The 16,504-nt window shown below is 73.4% G+C and carries 14 protein-coding genes; 4 read left to right on the forward strand and 10 right to left on the reverse strand.

Annotated features, from left to right (window positions below):
- The 3 genes from ABTZ17_RS25170 to leuA all read right to left on the reverse strand — a co-directional run.
- Positions 1 to 1,442: nucleobase:cation symporter-2 family protein (locus tag ABTZ17_RS25170; RefSeq protein WP_352197973.1), on the reverse strand; the 1,442-nt coding region annotated here is incomplete at its 3' end.
- A gap of 501 nt (positions 1,443 to 1,943) precedes the next feature.
- The gene (locus tag ABTZ17_RS25175; RefSeq protein ID WP_502994834.1) at positions 1,944 to 2,630 is read right to left on the reverse strand and encodes a TerB family tellurite resistance protein; all 687 of its coding nucleotides are present in this window, start codon (positions 2,628 to 2,630) and stop codon (positions 1,944 to 1,946) included.
- Positions 2,631 to 3,049: 419 nt separating this feature from the next.
- Complete coding sequence (gene leuA, locus ABTZ17_RS25180; RefSeq protein WP_352197975.1) at positions 3,050 to 4,813, reverse strand: 2-isopropylmalate synthase; 1,764 nt, start codon at positions 4,811 to 4,813, stop codon at positions 3,050 to 3,052.
- A gap of 368 nt (positions 4,814 to 5,181) precedes the next feature.
- Between leuA and ABTZ17_RS25185 the strand changes: the two genes are divergently transcribed.
- From ABTZ17_RS25185 to ABTZ17_RS25195, 3 genes are all read left to right on the forward strand, one after another.
- A complete protein-coding gene (locus ABTZ17_RS25185; protein ID WP_352197976.1) occupies positions 5,182 to 6,255 on the forward strand; it encodes a M4 family metallopeptidase in 1,074 nt (357 codons plus the stop codon).
- Between the two features lie 9 nt (positions 6,256 to 6,264).
- Positions 6,265 to 6,543, forward strand: a complete 279-nt coding sequence (locus ABTZ17_RS25190) for a protealysin inhibitor emfourin (RefSeq protein ID WP_352197977.1) — start codon at positions 6,265 to 6,267, stop codon at positions 6,541 to 6,543.
- Between the two features lie 77 nt (positions 6,544 to 6,620).
- Positions 6,621 to 7,430: a GNAT family N-acetyltransferase gene (locus ABTZ17_RS25195; protein WP_352197978.1), complete on the forward strand. Its 810-nt coding sequence runs from the start codon at positions 6,621 to 6,623 to the stop codon at positions 7,428 to 7,430.
- A gap of 82 nt (positions 7,431 to 7,512) precedes the next feature.
- Here ABTZ17_RS25195 and era read toward each other — a convergent pair whose 3' ends face one another.
- The 3 genes from era to ABTZ17_RS25210 all read right to left on the reverse strand — a co-directional run bounded on the left by era (position 7,513) and on the right by ABTZ17_RS25210 (position 12,028).
- Entirely contained in the window at positions 7,513 to 8,463 is a 951-nt protein-coding gene (gene era, locus ABTZ17_RS25200; RefSeq protein WP_502994836.1) for a GTPase Era, read from the reverse strand.
- A gap of 979 nt (positions 8,464 to 9,442) precedes the next feature.
- Complete coding sequence (locus ABTZ17_RS25205) at positions 9,443 to 10,819, reverse strand: WxL domain-containing protein (protein ID WP_352197979.1); 1,377 nt, start codon at positions 10,817 to 10,819, stop codon at positions 9,443 to 9,445.
- A gap of 93 nt (positions 10,820 to 10,912) precedes the next feature.
- Positions 10,913 to 12,028, reverse strand: a complete 1,116-nt coding sequence (locus tag ABTZ17_RS25210) for a GlxA family transcriptional regulator (protein WP_352197980.1) — start codon at positions 12,026 to 12,028, stop codon at positions 10,913 to 10,915.
- 182 nt (positions 12,029 to 12,210) lie between these two features.
- On the opposite strand from ABTZ17_RS25210, the gene ABTZ17_RS25215 reads away from it, so the two are divergent.
- Positions 12,211 to 13,479 (forward strand): MFS transporter, encoded by a 1,269-nt coding sequence (locus ABTZ17_RS25215; protein ID WP_352197995.1) that lies wholly within the window; start codon positions 12,211 to 12,213, stop codon positions 13,477 to 13,479.
- Positions 13,480 to 13,558: 79 nt separating this feature from the next.
- Here ABTZ17_RS25215 and ABTZ17_RS25220 read toward each other — a convergent pair whose 3' ends face one another.
- The 4 genes from ABTZ17_RS25220 to ybeY form a co-directional block, all read right to left on the reverse strand.
- On the reverse strand, positions 13,559 to 13,924 hold the full coding sequence (locus ABTZ17_RS25220; protein WP_352197981.1) for a cytidine deaminase-like protein: 366 nt from the start codon (positions 13,922 to 13,924) through the stop codon (positions 13,559 to 13,561).
- A gap of 412 nt (positions 13,925 to 14,336) precedes the next feature.
- A complete protein-coding gene (locus ABTZ17_RS25225; RefSeq protein WP_352197996.1) occupies positions 14,337 to 14,690 on the reverse strand; it encodes an MmcQ/YjbR family DNA-binding protein in 354 nt (117 codons plus the stop codon).
- An 11-nt stretch (positions 14,691 to 14,701) separates the two neighbouring features.
- Positions 14,702 to 16,000: a hemolysin family protein gene (locus tag ABTZ17_RS25230; RefSeq protein WP_352197982.1), complete on the reverse strand. Its 1,299-nt coding sequence runs from the start codon at positions 15,998 to 16,000 to the stop codon at positions 14,702 to 14,704.
- Positions 15,997 to 16,494 (reverse strand): rRNA maturation RNase YbeY, encoded by a 498-nt coding sequence (gene ybeY / locus ABTZ17_RS25235; protein ID WP_352197983.1) that lies wholly within the window; start codon positions 16,492 to 16,494, stop codon positions 15,997 to 15,999. The genes ABTZ17_RS25230 and ybeY overlap by 4 nt, the downstream gene beginning before the upstream one ends.
- Between the last annotated feature and the right edge of the window lie 10 nt (positions 16,495 to 16,504).

Below are 16,504 nucleotides of genomic sequence, written 5' to 3' on the forward strand. Positions count from 1 at the left end.
GCCGCGACGGGCTCGGCGGTCGGCGCCGGGTCCGCGGCGGGGTCCGCCGGGGCGGCGGGGGCCGGGACCGCGGGAACGGGGTCGCCCTTCGCCCCGAGCCCGTTGAAGATCAGGTTGAGCAGGATGGCGGCCGTGGCGCCGAGCGTGACCCCGCTGTTGAGCAGGGAGGACAGGTCGGCGTCCATGTGCTCGGTGAAGAGCACCGGCACGGTGGCGGGGAGCAGGGCGAAGGCCAGGGAGACGCCGACGACGAGGGCGTTCCTCTCCTCCTTGAGGTCCACCTTGGCGAGGGTCTGGATGCCGGCGAGGGCGACCATGCCGAACATCACGGTGGCGGCGCCGCCGAGGACCCCGTGCGGGACGGCGGCGACGATCGCGGCGGCCTTGGGCAGCAGACCCAGGATGATCATGAAGACGCCCGCGGCCACCACCACGAAGCGGCTCTTGACCTTGGTCATGCGGACCAGGCCGACGTTCTCGGCGAAGGCCACGTACGGGAAGGAGTTGAGGACGCCGCCGAGGGCGGTGGCGGCGCCGTCGGCGCGCAGGGCGCGGGCCACGGTCTCGCTGTCGACCTCCTTGCCGACGATGTCGCCGACGGCGTAGGTGTCGCCGGTGGTCTCCACCATCGTGATCAGCATGACGATCAGCATGAGGAGGATCGGGAACCACTCGAACTTCGGCGCCCCGAAGTGGAAGGGGGTGGTGACCCCGATCCAGTCGGCGTCGCCGACCCCGCCGAACTTCGCGTCGCCGAGGAGGAGGGCGACCAGGGTGCCGCCGACCAGGCCGAGGAGGATGGAGATGCTGGAGAGGAAGGGCTTGCCGATCTTCATCAGGACGAGGATGAAGAGCATGGTGCCGCCCGCGTAGGCGAAGTGCTTCGGGTCGCCGAAGTCGGGGCTCCCCACGCCGCCCGCGGCGTCGTTGAGGCCGACGGGGAGCAGGACCACGCCGAGGACGGTGATGACGGTGCCGGTGACGACGGGCGGGAAGAGCCGCATCACCCCGCGGAAGACCCGGGCGGGGAGCCAGGCGAAGGCGAAGGTGGCGAGGCCCGCGGTGATGACGGCGCCGTAGATGAGCAGCAGGGCGGCGGTGCCGCCGCCCGCGCCGAGCCCGATGGCGATCATCGGAGAGACGGCGGTGAAGGTGACGCCCTGGATGAGGGGCAGTCTGGCGCCGATCCGGCCGACGCCGAGGGCCTGGACGATGGAGGCGATGCCGCAGGTGAAGAGGTCGGCGTTGATCAGGTAGACGAGTTCTTCGGGGCTGAGCTTCAGTGCGTTGCCGACGATGATCGGGACGATCACGGCACCGGCGTAGAAGGCGAGTACGTGCTGGAAGCCGTACAGCGCGAGCTTGGGGAGGGGGAGCACCTCGTCGACCGGGTGCGTGCTCTGCTCTCCGCGGGTGGAAAGCCGGGCGGCGACACGTGCCATCTCTGCCTTGCCCTTCGAGGTAGGTAAGTGAGAGGGGATCTGGTTGTCCCCGGCGTCGCTCGGGTGGTCGCCGGGGTTGTCAGTGCAGTCACGTGGATCGAAGCCCCGGGCTGTTACCGGCGGCGTCTCTTCGTGTGACCGGAATTGAACGCCTGTGGCCCGGCTCACCGACATCGTCGACTTCTACAAAGTGTTGAGGCTGGGCGGAACTCGATTCGTCGGTTCGCACCATGGCGCCGGACCGGCGCACTCCCCTATGGGCCGGTCGCCCGACCGGTACCCGCACACGCGAACGCGGGCGGGGAGCCGGGGCGCCGACCTGCGCACCCGCTGCTTCCCGCCCGCGAAGGGGCCGTTCCCGTGAACGAACCGTGACGTTCCGTCGGAGACGGCCGACGGAGCCGTGGACTGATCAGTTCCGGCCATTCCTGAGGCCGTGACGCCCAATCGTTACCGCCGAGCCCGGGCCGTGACGGCCCGGACATCGGCGCACAAGGGCCGCTATGAGGGGGTACGGGCCGCGGCCAGCAGCCGGGCGACCTCGGCCGGATCCAGCTTGAGGGCGCCTCCGACGGTGGCCAGGACCTCGCGCTCCGCGGGGCTGTAGGGGCCGTCGCAGAGGGCGATCCGGGCCCCGGTCAGCAGCAGCGACTCCCGGCCCGCGGGGGCCAGGTGGGGGGCGAGCGGCTCCAGGGCCTCGTGCAGTTCGATGGAGAGGGCGGCGCTGATCATGTCCGGGGTGAGGCGGCCGGAGTCCACCGACAGGGCCTCCACCACCTCGGCCAGCTCCTCCTCCGCGCACTCCTCGTACCCGGCGCCGCGCGCGGCCAGCGCGGCGGCGGTCAGGGCCTGCCGGGAGGGCGTGCCGGTGGCCGTCAGCACGGCGAGGACCACGGTGTGCACGGCGTCGCGCAGCATCGCCGAGAAGCGGGTGCAGGTGGGGTGGTCCAGGACCTCGGTGCCGAACCGGCCGCGGCAGGTGCCGCATTCGACGACGGGGCCCGCCAGGCCGCGCGGCAGCAGCGGGATCCCCAGCAGGGTGAACCGGCGACGGCCGGTGCGGCGGCGGTAGTTGCGGTCCCCGCCGCAGTCCGGGCAGAAGAACTCCCCGTCCCCGACGGTGCTCCAGGTGGTACGGATGCCGCACACGGTCCACTTCCGGACGGACTCACCCCGAGCAAGCGCCACGGTCCACCTCCGTAACCTTCCGGCAACATCGCCGCGTTGGCGTGATGTTAGCCACACCGGTGTGCCCTCGGCAGCCCCGTGACGAGACAAGCCCGCTACCTGGGCAGGAGTTGGCCGATCTGCGCCCCTTAGCGCCCCCCTGTGCGCCCCCGTCTCCGAGGGTGCGGCGCGTGACGGGGCGGTTCCACCGGGTCACCGCGGGTCGGGCGGGACGACCGTCGAAGGCGCACCGGCCGGCGCGGACGCGGGGGCCGCCGCGGATCCGGCCGACAACAGCCGGACCACGGCGGCCGGGGTGGCCGGTTCTCGCCGTCGGGCGGGCCCGGGAACGCCCCCGGCCCGCCCCTCCGCGCGGGAGGGACGGGCCGGGGACCGGTGGGACGGCGGTCGCCACGGGGCCGGGGCCACCGGCCCGTCGTTCAGCGGCCGGCGCGGTTGACCGCGGAGATGACGGCCTTCAGGGAGGCGCGGGTGGTGTTGGCGTCGATGCCGATGCCCCACAGGACCCGGCCGTCGATGGCGCACTCGATGTACGAGGCGGCCTGGGCGGAGGCGCCCTCGCTCATGGTGTGCTCGGTGTAGTCCAGCAGGCGGGCGTCGATCCCGATGCCGGCCAGGGCGTCGAAGAAGGCGGAGATCGGGCCGTTGCCGGTGCCGTTCAGCACGGTCTCGGCGCCGTCCACGACCGCCTCGACGGTCAGGGTGTCGGTGCCGTCCTTGTCGGTCGCGGTGGAACCGGCGCGCAGCTGGATCCGGCCCCACGGGTTCTCCGGGTTGGGCAGGTACTCGTCGCGGAAGGTCGACCAGATCTGCTGGGGCGTGACCTCGCCGCCCTCGGCGTCGGTCTTGGCCTGGATGATCCGGGAGAACTCGATCTGCATGCGGCGCGGCAGGTCCAGCTTGTGGTCATTCTTCAGGACGTACGCGATGCCGCCCTTGCCGGACTGGGAGTTGACCCGGATGACCGCCTCGTAGGAGCGGCCCACGTCCTTGGGGTCGATGGGCAGGTACGGGACCGCCCACTCGATGTCGTCGACGGTCTTGCCCTGGGCGGCCGCGTCGGCCTCCATGGCGTCGAAGCCCTTCTTGATCGCGTCCTGGTGCGATCCGGAGAAGGCCGTGTAGACCAGGTCGCCCGCGTAGGGGTGGCGGGGGTGGACCTCCATCTGGTTGCAGTACTCGGAGGTCCGGCGGATCTCGTCGATCTGCGAGAAGTCGATCTGCGGGTCCACGCCCTGGGAGAACAGGTTCATGCCCAGGGTGACCAGGTCCACGTTGCCGGTGCGCTCGCCCTGCCCGAACAGGCAGCCCTCGATGCGGTCGGCGCCCGCCATCACGGCCAGTTCCGCGGCGGCCACGGCGGTGCCGCGGTCGTTGTGGGGGTGCACGGAGATGCAGACGAACTCGCGGCGGGTCAGGTTGCGGGCCATCCACTCGAAGCGGTCCGCGTGCGTGGAGGGGGTGGAGCGCTCGACGGTGGCCGGCAGGTTCAGGATGATCTCGCGGCCGGGACCGGGCTGCCAGACGTCACAGACCGCCTCGCAGACCTCCAGGGCGAAGTCCAGCTCGGTGTCGGTGAAGATCTCCGGGCTGTACTGGTAGCCGAAGACGGTGTCCTCGTCCAGGATCTTCTCGGCGTACTCCATGACCAGGCGGGTGCCGTCCACGGCGATCTGCTTGATCTGCTCCTTGGAGCCGCGGAAGACCACCCGGCGGAAGGTGGGCGCGGTGGCGTTGTACAGGTGCACGGTGGCGCGCTTGGCGCCGCGCAGGGACTCCACGGTGCGCTCGATCAGGTCCTCGCGGGCCTGGGTCAGTACCGAGATGGTCACGTCGTCCGGGATCGCGCCCTCTTCGATGATGGAGCGAACGAAGGCGAAGTCGGTCTCGCCGGAGGAGGGGAAGCCGACCTCGATCTCCTTGTAGCCCATGCGGACCAGCAGGTCGAACATCTCGCGCTTGCGGGCCGGGCTCATCGGGTCGATCAGGGCCTGGTTGCCGTCGCGCAGATCGGTGGACAGCCAGCGGGGGGCCTTGGTGATGCGGGCGTTCGGCCACGTGCGGTCGGGGATGTCCACCTGCTCGTAGACGCCGTACTTGTGCACGGGCATCCCGGAGGGGCGCTGGGTGTGCGTGGCGTTGGTGATCGGCGTGGGGCGACCGGCGAAGGGGTGCTGCGTCATGGCGTGGGGCTCCTCGTGAGTCCGCGAAGTACCTGGGACGGCCGACGGTCGTAAATCCGCAACACCAGACTCCGCGGGGAGGGGGTCGGCCTACGACTACAGGCCCTCGCCGCGGCAGCTAAGGAGAAGCAGCCCGAAACGCATGATGGGCGGCAGCCTAGCCGAGCCGCGCCGGGAGCGCGTGGCCGTTCCAGTATGCGGGACCCACCTCCCGAGATGTCCGGAATGTGAGCTTCGACGCCGAGCCCGGCCGGAGGTCCGGGCGATCCGTCAACCGTGCTCGCCCCGTTTCAGACAAGCGAATGAATCATGGTCGCAGCTAGTGACAGCACCATCACCCGGTGCCACATTGCTGTCGCATGGATCCCATGGCCGCTGCCTTCCACCCCGTCTTCTGCACGATCGTGCCGCCGCACCTCCTCGACCAGCTGGCCCGCTCGGAGAACCGGCAGGTCGCCGGGCCCGCCCGCCGCACCCTCGTCTCCGACGCCTCCCTGCGCACCCACCGGCGGCTGAACACCGTCATCGGCGTGCCCGCCCCCGAGCCCCTGGACCCGCGGGTCCCGGGCCGCCCGGACCGCACCGTCCACGACGCCCGCCGCGGCACCGACCTGCCCGGGGAGATCGTCCGCCGGGAGGGCTCCGAACCGGTCCAGGACGCCACCGCCAACCGCGCCTACGCCGGCCTCGGCGCCACCTTCGAACTCTTCCTCCGGGCCTTCGACCGCGACTCCATCGACGGCGAGGGCCTGCCGATGGTCGCGACCGTGCACTACGACGAGGACTACGGCAACGCCTTCTGGAACGGCGAACAGATGGTGTTCGGCGACGGGGACGGCGAGATCTTCCTCGACTTCACCCTGCCCGTGGACGTCATCGGCCACGAACTGGCCCACGGCGTCACCCAGTACACGGCCAACCTCAGTTACTTCGGACAGTCCGGGGCCCTCAACGAGTCCATGTCCGACGTCTTCGGCTCCCTGATCAAGCAGTACACCCTCGGGCAGTCCGCCGGGGACGCGGACTGGCTGATCGGAGCGGGCCTGTTCGCCCCCGGTGTCGAGGGCACGGCGCTGCGCTCCATGAAGGCCCCCGGCACGGCCTACGACGACGACGTGCTCGGCAAGGACCCGCAGCCCGCCACCATGGACGACTACGTCACCACCGGCCGGGACAACGGCGGGGTCCACATCAACTCCGGCATCCCCAACCACGCCTTCTACCTGCTGGCCACCGCCCTCGGCGGCCCGGCCTGGGAGCGCGCCGGACGGATCTGGTACGACACCCTCACCGGCGGCGAGCTGGGCGTGAAGGCCACCTTCAAGGACTTCGCCCGGCTGACGGTGGCCGCGGCCGCGACCCGCTACGGCCTCGGCGAGGAGCACGAGGCCGTGGTGAAGGCGTGGTCCCGGGTGGGTGTGTCCACGGCCGCGCCACGGTAGACAGGGCGCATGAGGATCGAAGTACGGCGCACCGGCGGCTTCGCCGGCATCGAGCGGCGGGCCGAGGTGGACACGGCGGACCTGACGGATCCGGCCGACGCGGAGGAGTGGCGGGCCCTGGCCCTACGAGCCCTGGAACCGGCACCGCCGGGGCCCGCCGGGGAGGCGGTGCGGGACGGGTTCTCGTACCGGATCACGGTGGACGGGCGGACGGTGCGCTGCGCCGATCCGCACCTCACCGAGGCACAGCGGCGGCTGATCTCCCGCGTCCTGAAGGAGGGCGCCTGAGGGGCTCCTGCGGGGGCCCGTCCGGGGGCTCCCGAAAAGCGTGTGACCTGGGCGGATCGCTTTGCTTGGATGCGCCCATGAGCCTTGTGGACATCGAGAAGTACTACGACACCGTGCCCCGCGTCGGTGGCGCCCGCGCCGAGGACTTCGGCCCCCTCACCCTCTTCGTCCAGGAGGGCGAGGGCTGGCCCTACTACGCGCGGCCCACCCTGGGCGCCGATGCCCCGGTCACGGCGGCGGACGTGCTGCGGGTCCGGGAGCGGCAGCGGGAGCTGGGCGTACCGGAGTCCTTCGAGTGGGTGGCCGAGACCACCCCCGGTCTGCGGGCCGCGGTGGAGGCGGCCGGGCTGCCGGTCAGCGCGCACCCGCTGATGCTGCTGGACCTGCGGGCCGACGCCCCGGAACCGGACCCCGGCGTACGGCTCCTCGGCCCCACCGACCCGCTGCTGGCCGAGGCCCTGACCGTGCCCGCGCTGGCCTTCGGGGAGCGGGGCACCGCCGTCGGCAGGGCCGGCCGGGCCGAACTGACCGCCCGCCTCGCCGCGGACCGCGCCGAGGACCCGGAGCTGACCCGCTGGGCCCACGTGGCCACCAAGCTGGCGGACGGGCGGACCGTGCTGGCGGCGGCCGTCGAGGACGGCGGGGTGCTGAGCGCGGGCCAGTACAACCCGGTCGGCCCGGTCGCCGAGCTCGTCGGCATCGGGACCCTCCCCGCGGCCCGTCGACGCGGCCTCGCCCTCGCGGTGACGCGCGCCCTGGCGGCCGACGCGAGGGAGAAGGGAGCCCGGTTGGTGTTCCTCTCGGCCGGTGACGAGGACGTGGCCCGCGTCTACGCCAAGGCGGGCTTCACCCGCGTGGCCACGGCCCTCATCGCGGAACCGTCGTAGACCACCGCCCGACCGGCGGGGTGGGGCGGGTCTTCGGCGTCACGTCGGACGACGGGATCGGCCCCACCCGGCCCCGCAGGGGTCAGAAGCCCAGCTTCCGCAGCTGCTTGGGGTCCCGCTGCCAGTCCTTGGCCACCTTGACGTGCAGGTCCAGGAAGACCGGCGTCCCGAGCAGAGCCTCGATGTGCTTGCGCGACTTCATCCCGACCTCCTTCAGCCGGGATCCCTTCGGCCCGATGATGATCCCCTTCTGGCTGGGCCGCTCGATGTAGACGTTGGCGTGGATGTCCAGCAGCGGCTTGTCCGCCGGCCGGTTCTCCCGCGGGATCATCTCCTCGACGACCACGGCGATCGAGTGCGGCAGCTCGTCGCGGACGCCCTCCAGCGCGGCCTCGCGGATCAGCTCCGCGACCATGACCATCTCGGGCTCGTCGGTGAGGTCGCCCTCCGGGTACAGCGGCGGGCTCTCCGGCAGCAGCGGGGCGATCAGGTCGGCCAGGAGCTGCACCTGCTGGTCGCCGACCGCGGAGACGGGGACGATCTCGGCCCATTCGATGCCCAGCTCGGCGCCGAGCTGGTGGATGGCGAGCAGCTGCTCGGCCAGCGTCTTCGAGTCGACCAGGTCGGTCTTGGTGACGATGGCGATCTTCGGGGTCTTCTTGATCCCGGCGAGCTCCTTGGCGATGAACTTGTCGCCGGGCCCGAGCTTCTGGTCGGCGGGCAGGCAGAAGCCGATCACGTCGACCTCGGCCCAGGTGGTCCGCACCACGTCGTTGAGCCGCTCGCCGAGCAGGGTGCGCGGCTTGTGCAGGCCGGGGGTGTCCACGAGGACGAGCTGCGCGTCGGGGCGGTGCACGATGCCGCGGACGGTGTGCCGGGTGGTCTGCGGCCGGTTGGACGTGATCGCGACCTTCGTCCCCACCAGGGCGTTGGTGAGGGTCGACTTGCCGGCGTTGGGGCGGCCGACGAAGCAGGCAAAGCCCGCGCGGTGCGCGGCGGGGGACGAGGAGGAACGATCGCTCATGCGGGCCATTCTCCCCGATGCGGCCGCGCGTGCCGACCAGTACCGCCGCCCGGCGGCTCCCGCACCCGCCACGAGGAGCAGGGCGGCGGCGGTCGGGGCGGCCCACCAGGGGCCGGTGACCAGGGCGGCGGAGGCCCGGGCGGTGGCTCCGGGGGCGGTGGCGGTGACGGTGACCTCGGCCCGGTCCGGGGCGGGCGTGCCCCGCCAACGCTCGGTGCGGCGGACCCGTTCCCCGGGCGGCAGCCCGGCGGGCGGGGCGGGCACCCGCCGGCTGAGCAGGGTCCGTCCGAAGAGCCCTTCCGCCCGCAGGGTGACGGTGGGGCGGAGGGTGACGTTGCCGCGGTTGTGGAGGGTGTACGAGACGAGGACCGCGTCCCCGTCCGAGCGGGTGACGGTGAGCCCGTCCACGGCGAGCGCGGGGGCGGCCGGGCCGGAGACCCGCAGGTACACCCGGGCGGCCACGGCCCGCCGGATCCCGATGCCGGTGCCGGGGACCGCGGCGGGAGCCTCCTCCAGGGCGACGAGGGCCCCTGCGTGGTCCCCCGGCTCGGCGAGGGCGGGTACGACCAGGGTGAAGGGGACGGTCACGGCGGAGCGGGCCGGTACGGTCAGCCGCTCCCGCGCGGGCCGGGCCCAGGCGCCGATCCCCCGCCGGGGCTCCTCGGGGCCGCGCACGGCGAAGCCGCCGTCGCGGGCGGTGAGGTGGGCGTCGGCGGCGTAGAGGCGGAGGGTGAGCGGGCCGGCGGTGCGGTTGGTGACGGTGACCCGGTCGGTGAGGGTGCCGCCGGGGGAGGCCGCCAGGTGGAAGGCGGGGCGCTCGCCGAGCGGGGTGACGGCCGGACGGACCGACCAGCGACCGTTGTCGGCGGCCCGCGCGGAACCGATCGTGCCCGTCACGAGGACCAGGAGGCCGAGCAGGACCACGAGCACCCCTCCGCGGTGGGCGGCCCCGAACCGCACCGGACCCGACACGACGGCCCTCACCCGGTCACGACAGGGTCAGGGTGAGGACGGCGGAGTAGGCACCCGGCGGGGTGTACGGCGGCACGTCCAGGGTGACCTCGGCGTCGACGGTGAAGGTCCCGCCGGTGCGCTCCGCGTCGGGGCTGCCGGCGAGGGTGGCCCCCTCCTCCCCCACGGGCCCGGCCGTGCCGGGCAGGCAGCGGCCGGGGGAACCGGTGGCGGCGGTGCAGACCGGGGTCCAGCTGAGCCGGGAGCCGTCGATCCGGCCGCCACCGGTCCCGGTGAAGTCGGTGAGGCGGGCGGTGAGGGACCAGCCGGTGGGGCCGCCGCGGGCGTCCTCGACGGTGACGGTGCGGATCCGGCCGGTGGCCTTGCCGCCCTCGCCGTAGGGCACGGCGGACAGGGCGATCTCGCTGCCGTCCTGGAGCATCGAGAGGGAGCCGGGGAGGACGTCCACGGTGACCTGCTGGGTGCCGGCGACCGGGGCCGCCGGCGGGAGGACGGTGTACGCGGCGGGACCGGCGCCGGTCGCCGGGGTCCAGGTGGTGCCCTCGTGTGCGGTGACGGCGGTGGTCGCCGGGTCCTTGACGGCCAGCTCGGCACGGAGGGTGCCGTCCGCGGCTGCGGTGGCGGTGGTCCGGTCGGCGGTCGGGGCGGCTCCGGTGCGGCCGCCGACGGTGACGGCGGCGCCGGGGGTGAACCCGGCGCCGGTGACCCGGACCCGGGCCCCGGGCGGTCCGGCCGCGGCGCCGAGGAAGACCGCCCGGGGCGCCGCGCCGGGTACGGCGCCGACGGTGACGCGGGCGGCGACGGGCGGAGGCGCGGCCGGATCGGGGGCGCAGGTGGTGTCCAGGGCCATGAGATGGGCGGTGTGGAGGGTGTGACCGCCGGGGGCGAGCGTGACGGGGCCGGGAGCGGTGACGGTGAAGGTGCCGGTCATGACGAAGGCGGGGAAGGCCCCCCGGGCGGGTACGGCGGGGTTGCGTCGGGGGCCGGTGACCGTGACGGTGCCGGCCAGGGCGCCGCCGAGGCGGACCGTGCCGGTGGGGGTGAGCGCGTCCGCGGGCAGTACGGAGCGCAGCGGGTTCGTGGCGGGGGTGCGGAGCACCTGGTAGGTGACGGTGACGGTGTCCCCGACCTCGGGATTCGGGTCGTCGACGGTGAGGACGGCGGTGGCGGTGCCGTCGGCGGGCGGGAGTCCGGCTTCCTGCGGGTAGGCGCAGTGCAGGGGGAAGTCGACGGGGCCGGAGTCGGGGCGGGGGGCGCCGGGGTCGGCCGCGCGGGCGGGGGCGCCGAGGGTCCCGCCGGCCGCGGCGGCGGCCAGGACGGCCGCCCCGAGGAGGGTGGTCCAGCGGCGTCCGCGGGCGGTGCCCGTGCGGGTCCCGGGCCTGCCTGCCGTCATCGGTTCCCCCTCGCTCGCGCCACCGCGGGGGGCCATTCACGGGCCGGGGGCGGCAGAAGTCAAGGAGGCCCGCTCCCACGGACTGATGGGCCATCAGGTGACGGCGGGGTCCCCGATCGGAACCGCGCCCGGAGCCACGACGGGGTGCGCGGCGGGGTGCGCGGCCGGGTCGGTGTCCCGGAAGGTGCGCCGGTAGGCGGTGGGCGTGGTGCCGAGGACGGCCTGGAGGTGCTTGCGCAGGGATTGGGCGGTGCCGAACCCGGCCTCCCGGGCCACCCGGTCCATGGGCAGGTCGGTGGACTCCAGGAGGTGGCGGGCGCGCTCGACCCGCTGCCGGGTCAGCCACTGGCCGGGGCTGAGCCCGGACTCCTCGCGGAACCGCCGGGTGAAGGTCCGTACGGACATGGACTCCTGGCGGGCCAGTTCGGCGAGGAGCAGCGGTTCGTGGAGGCGGCCGAGCAGGCGGTCCCGGGCGGCGGCCGTGCTGGCCTGGAGGGGTTCGGGCACCGGACGGGCGATGAACTGGGCCTGGCCGCCGTCCCGGTGCGGGGGGACCACGGTGCGGCGGGCCACGTCGTTGGCGACGGCGGTGCCGTGGTCGCGGCGCACGATGTGCAGACACAGGTCGATCCCGGCGGCGACCCCGGCGGAGGTGAGGACGTCCCCGTCGTCGATGAACAGGACGTCCGGGTCCACGCGGACGGCGGGGAAGAGCCGTTGGAAGTGTTCGGCGGAGGCCCAGTGGGTGGTGGCGCGGCGACCGTCCAGGAATCCGGCGGCGGCCAGGACGTATCCGCCGGTGCAGATGGACACCAGCCGGGTGCCGGGCCGGACGTGGGCCAGGGCCGCGGCGAGCGGCGGGGTGAGCCGGCCCTCGTCGTGGACGGGACCGAGTTCGTAGCAGGCGGGGACGACCACGGTGTCGGCGGTGGCCAGCAGCTCGGGGCCGTGCGCCACGTGCACGTCGAAGTCGGCGTCGGTGGGCACCGGTCCGGGGGCGAGTCCGCAGGTCAGGGTCGTGTACAGGGGGCGGCCGGCGGGGCCCTTGGCCCGTCCGAAGATCCGGTGCGGGATGCCCAGCTCGAAGGGGAGCAGTCCGGGCAGGGCCAGGACCACGACCCGGTGGGGCGTGGAGGACGCGGACGACGCTGCGGACACAGAGTGCGCGGGGGACGCGGAGGGCGCTGGATCCGCGGGAAGGGCTGCCATGGCCCGATCGTAACGAAGCATGTCCCCCGGGCCACTCGAACGGCGGTCCCGCCGCCGTGAAGCTGTGCGGTGTGACGCAGCAGACCCCCGCCTCCCCGCCCGGCCGCCCCCTCCCGGCCCCCTCCCCCACCGCTCCGCCCGCCGACTCCGCCGTCCCGCCGGGCCCCGCTCGGCAGGCCCCCGTGGCCGGCCCCGGGCCCGGTCGCCCGGCCGGCCGTCGGCGGGTGCACCGGGCCTGGTCCGTGGCCGCCGTGGCCTTCGTGACGATCGTCGGCGCCGCCGCCTTCGCCTCGCTCCCGGGCCTGCTCATCGAGCCGCTGCACGGGGAGTTCGGCTGGTCGCGCGGCACCATCGGCTTCGCGATCTCCGTGAACCTGGCCCTGTACGGGCTGACCGCCCCCTTCGCCGCGGCCCTGATGGACCGTTTCGGGATCCGCCGGGTGGTGGCGGCCGCCCTGACCGTGATCGCGGTGGGATCCGTGCTGACGGTGACCATGACGGCCGCCTGGCAGCTGGTGCTCTTCTGGGGCGTACTGGTGGGCCTGGGCAGCGGCTCCATGGCCCTGGCCTTCGCGGCCACCGTCACCAACCGCTGGTTCACCGCCCGGCGCGGGCTGGTCACCGGGGTGCTCACGGCCGCCGGGGCCTCCGGACAGTTGGTGTTCCTGCCGCTGCTGTCCTGGCTGGTGTCCGAGCACGGTTGGCGTCCGGCCGCGGTGACGGTGGCCCTGTCGGCGCTGGCCGTGGTCCCCCTGGTGTGGCTGCTGATGCGGGACCACCCGGCGGACGTGGGCCTGGCCCCCTACGGCTCCGAGGAGTTCGTGCCGAAGCCGGCTCCGGTGCCCGGGGCCGCCCGCCGGGCCCTCGGGGTGTTGGGGCGGGCGGCCCGGACCGGTCCGTTCTGGCTCCTGGCGGGGACCTTCGCGATCTGCGGGGCCTCGACCAACGGCCTGGTGAAGACGCACTTCGTGCCGGCCGCCCACGACCACGGGATGGCGGTGACGGCCGCCGCCGGGCTGCTCGCCGTGATCGGCGTCTTCGACCTGGTCGGCACGGTGTTCTCGGGCTGGCTCACGGACCGCTTCGACTCCCGGCGGCTGCTGGCCGTCTACTACGCGCTGCGCGGGATCTCGCTGCTGTTCCTGCCGATGCTGCTGGCGCCCACCGTGCACCCGCCGATGCTGTTCTTCATCGTGTTCTACGGGCTGGACTGGGTGGCGACCGTGCCGCCCACGATCGCCCTGTGCCGGGAGGTGTACGGGGAGGACGGGGCCATCGTCTTCGGCTGGGTGCTCGCCTCGCACCAGGTCGGCGCGGCGGTGGTGGCCTTCCTGGGCGGGGTGGCCCGGGACGCCTTCGGCTCGTACGACGTGGTCTGGTACGCCTCCGGGGCGCTGTGCGCCGGGGCGGCCCTGATGTCCATGGTGATCCGGCGGAAGCCGACGGGTTGAGCGGAGGCCCCGGAAGGCCGGTGGGCGGGCCGGTCGGACGGCCCGCCCGAAGCGCGACCCGGTGGATCGTCCCGGTGGGTCAGCCCGCCGGGGTACTGAGCCGGAGTACCCCGTCGGGGCCGGCGAGCAGGACGGGGGTGTCGGGACCGCCCAGGTCACGGACCGCGGCGCGGTCGGCCTCGTCGGGGGCGTCCGCCTCGGTCACCACGGCGGCGGCTTCGAGGGAGGTGGCCCCGCTGGCGACGGCCATGGCCACGGCCGTCCGGAGGGCACTGAGCCGGAGGGAGTCCAGGGCCACCGTGCCGGCCACGTAGGTGCGGCCCGTCTCGTCGCGCACCGCGGCCCCCTCGGGGACGCCGTTACGGGCCCGGGCGCTGCGCGCCAGGGTGATGATCTTCAGGTCCTCGGGGCCGAGGCCCTGTCCCGGGTCAGTGCTGTCGGTCATGCCCGAAGCATAAGGAGCCGGAAAACGGAGCGCCTCGGCGGGACCGTGGCGCGCGTGGTGCCGCAGTCCCGTCGAGGCGCTCTCCCCTCCGACCCCCCGTTCCCCCCGGTTCGCGGGCCGCCCCTCGCGGGGCGGCTGCCTCGCACCCGTCGCGGCCGGTGCGCGGGCGCGTCGAGGACCGCGCCCGTGAGGAGCCGGACCTCCGGGCGGATCTTGCTTGGCAGAAGCAAAGCTAAGCGTAAGGTAAAGAAATCCTGTGATCCGAACGTCCTGCGAAATCGTGACCTGGGTCCCCTACGGTTCCGGAACCGGAGCTTCCCGGACACGACACCGCCCCGCCGGGTGGGTCCGGCGGGGCGGTGGGTGCGGAACGGGGCGCCTGCCGGCGCCGAGCGGACCTGGCGGACCCGGACTACGGCCGGTCGAGCCGGAGGCGCTCGGCCCTCGGCAGTCCGGCGACGACCAGGTCGTAGGAGTCCTCGATCAGCTCGCGGACCATCGCCTCCGGGAGTCCGGCCACGGTCACCGTGTTCCAGTGCCGCTTGTTCATGTGCCAGCCGGGCCGTACGGCCTCGTGCTCGGCCCGGAGCCGGACCGCCTCGTCCGGATCGCACTTGAGGTTGACCCGCAGCGGGTCGCTCCCCAGGGCGCTGAGGGCGAAGACCTTGCCCAGCACCTTGAAGACGGAGGTCCCCTCGTCGAAGGGGAACTCCTCCACGGCGCCGTTGAACTCCAGGCAGAAGGCCCGCAGCCGCTCGGGGGTCAGCCCGTCCGCTGTCATTCCGCGGCCGTTTCGGGTGCGGCCGGCTCGGGCTCCACCAACACCGTGACGATCTTGTTCCGGCGGCCGGCCGGGGATTCGGCGGTCAGGCGCAGCTTGCGGCCGTCCGGCAGTTCCACCAGGGCCGTGGCACCTGCAATCGGTACGCGGCCGAGGGCCTTCGCGAGGAGGCCGCCGACGGTCTCCACGTCCTCGTCGTCGTACTCGTCGATCCCGAAGAGCTCGCCGAGGTCGGTGATGTCCAGGCGGGCCGTCACCCGGTAGCGGCCCTGGTCCAGTTCCTCCACCGGCGGGATCTCCCGGTCGTACTCGTCGGTGATCTCGCCGACGATCTCCTCCAGGATGTCCTCGATGGTGACGATGCCCGCGGTGCCGCCGTACTCGTCGATGACGACGGCCACGTGGCTGCGGTCCTGCTGCATCTCGCGCAGCAGGTCACCGGCGTTCTTGGTGTCGGGCACGAAGGCCGCGGGCCGCATGGCCGTGGAGACCGGGTCGCCCTCGGCGTCCCGGCTCACGTGGGTCTTGCGGACGAGGTCCTTGAGGTAGACGATCCCGACGATGTCGTCCTCGTTCTCCCCGGTGACGGGGATCCGCGAGAAGCCCGACCGCAGGGCCAGCGTGGTGGCCTGACGGACCGTCTTGAACCGCTCGATGCAGATCAGGTCGGTGCGGGGCACCATCACCTCGCGCACCAGGGTGTCGCCCAGTTCGAAGACGGAGTGCACCATGCGGCGCTCCTCGTCCTCGATGAGGGACTCCTTCTCGGCGAGGTCGACCATGGCCCGCAGTTCGGCCTCGGAGGCGAACGGCCCCTTGCGGAAGCCCTTGCCGGGGGTGAGGGCGTTGCCGAGGAGGATCAGGAGCTGCGGGATCGGCCCCATGATCCGGGCCAGCGGCAGCAGCACGTACGCGGCGGCCGTGGCGGTGTTCAGGGGGTGTTGGCGGCCGATGGTGCGCGGGGAGACCCCGACGGCCACGTAGGAGACCAGCACCATCACGGCGATGGCCGTGAACAGCGCGGTCCAGTTCTCGCCGAGGGCGTCCAGGCAGACGTAGGTGACGAGCACCCCGGCGGCCATCTCGCAGGCCACCCGCACCAGCAGGGCCACGTTGAGGTAGCGGGTGGGGTCCGCGGCGACCTGTGCCAGCTTCGCGGCGCCCTTGCGGCCGGAGCGGACCGCCTCCTCGGCGCGGAAGGCGGAGACCCGGGCGATCCCGGCCTCCGCGCAGGCCGCCAGCCAGGCCACGACGACCAGCAGGACCGCCCCGGTGATGAGCTGCGGGGCGGTCACGAGACCGTCGGGGCCGGGGAGGGGCCGGTGAGGCCCTTCTCCGCCCGCCAGCCGTCCACGATGGCCGCCTGCAGGCCGAACATCTCGACCTTCTCGTCCGGCTCCTCGTGGTCGTAGCCGAGCAGGTGGAGGACCCCGTGCACGGTCAGGAGCTGGAGCTCCTCGTCCATGGAGTGGCCGGTCGGGGCCTCCTCGCCCTGCTTCTTCGCGACCTCGGGGCAGAGCACGATGTCACCGAGGAGCCCCTGCGGGGGCTCCTCGTCGTCCTTGGCCGGGGGACGCAGCTCGTCCATCGGGAAGGACATGACATCGGTGGGCCCGGGGAGGTCCATCCACTGGATGTGGAGCTGCTCCATCGCCTCGGCGTCCACGACGATCACCGACAGTTCGGAGAGCGGGTGGATCCGCATCCTGGTGAGCGCGTAGCGGGCGACGTCCAGGATCGCCTGCTCGTCGACCTCGGTACCGGACTCGTTGTTGACGTCGATCGACATGTGCTTCTCG

This window comes from Streptomyces sp. NPDC097619 (genome assembly GCF_040302735.1).
Taxonomy (GTDB): Bacteria; Actinomycetota; Actinomycetes; order Streptomycetales; family Streptomycetaceae; genus Streptomyces.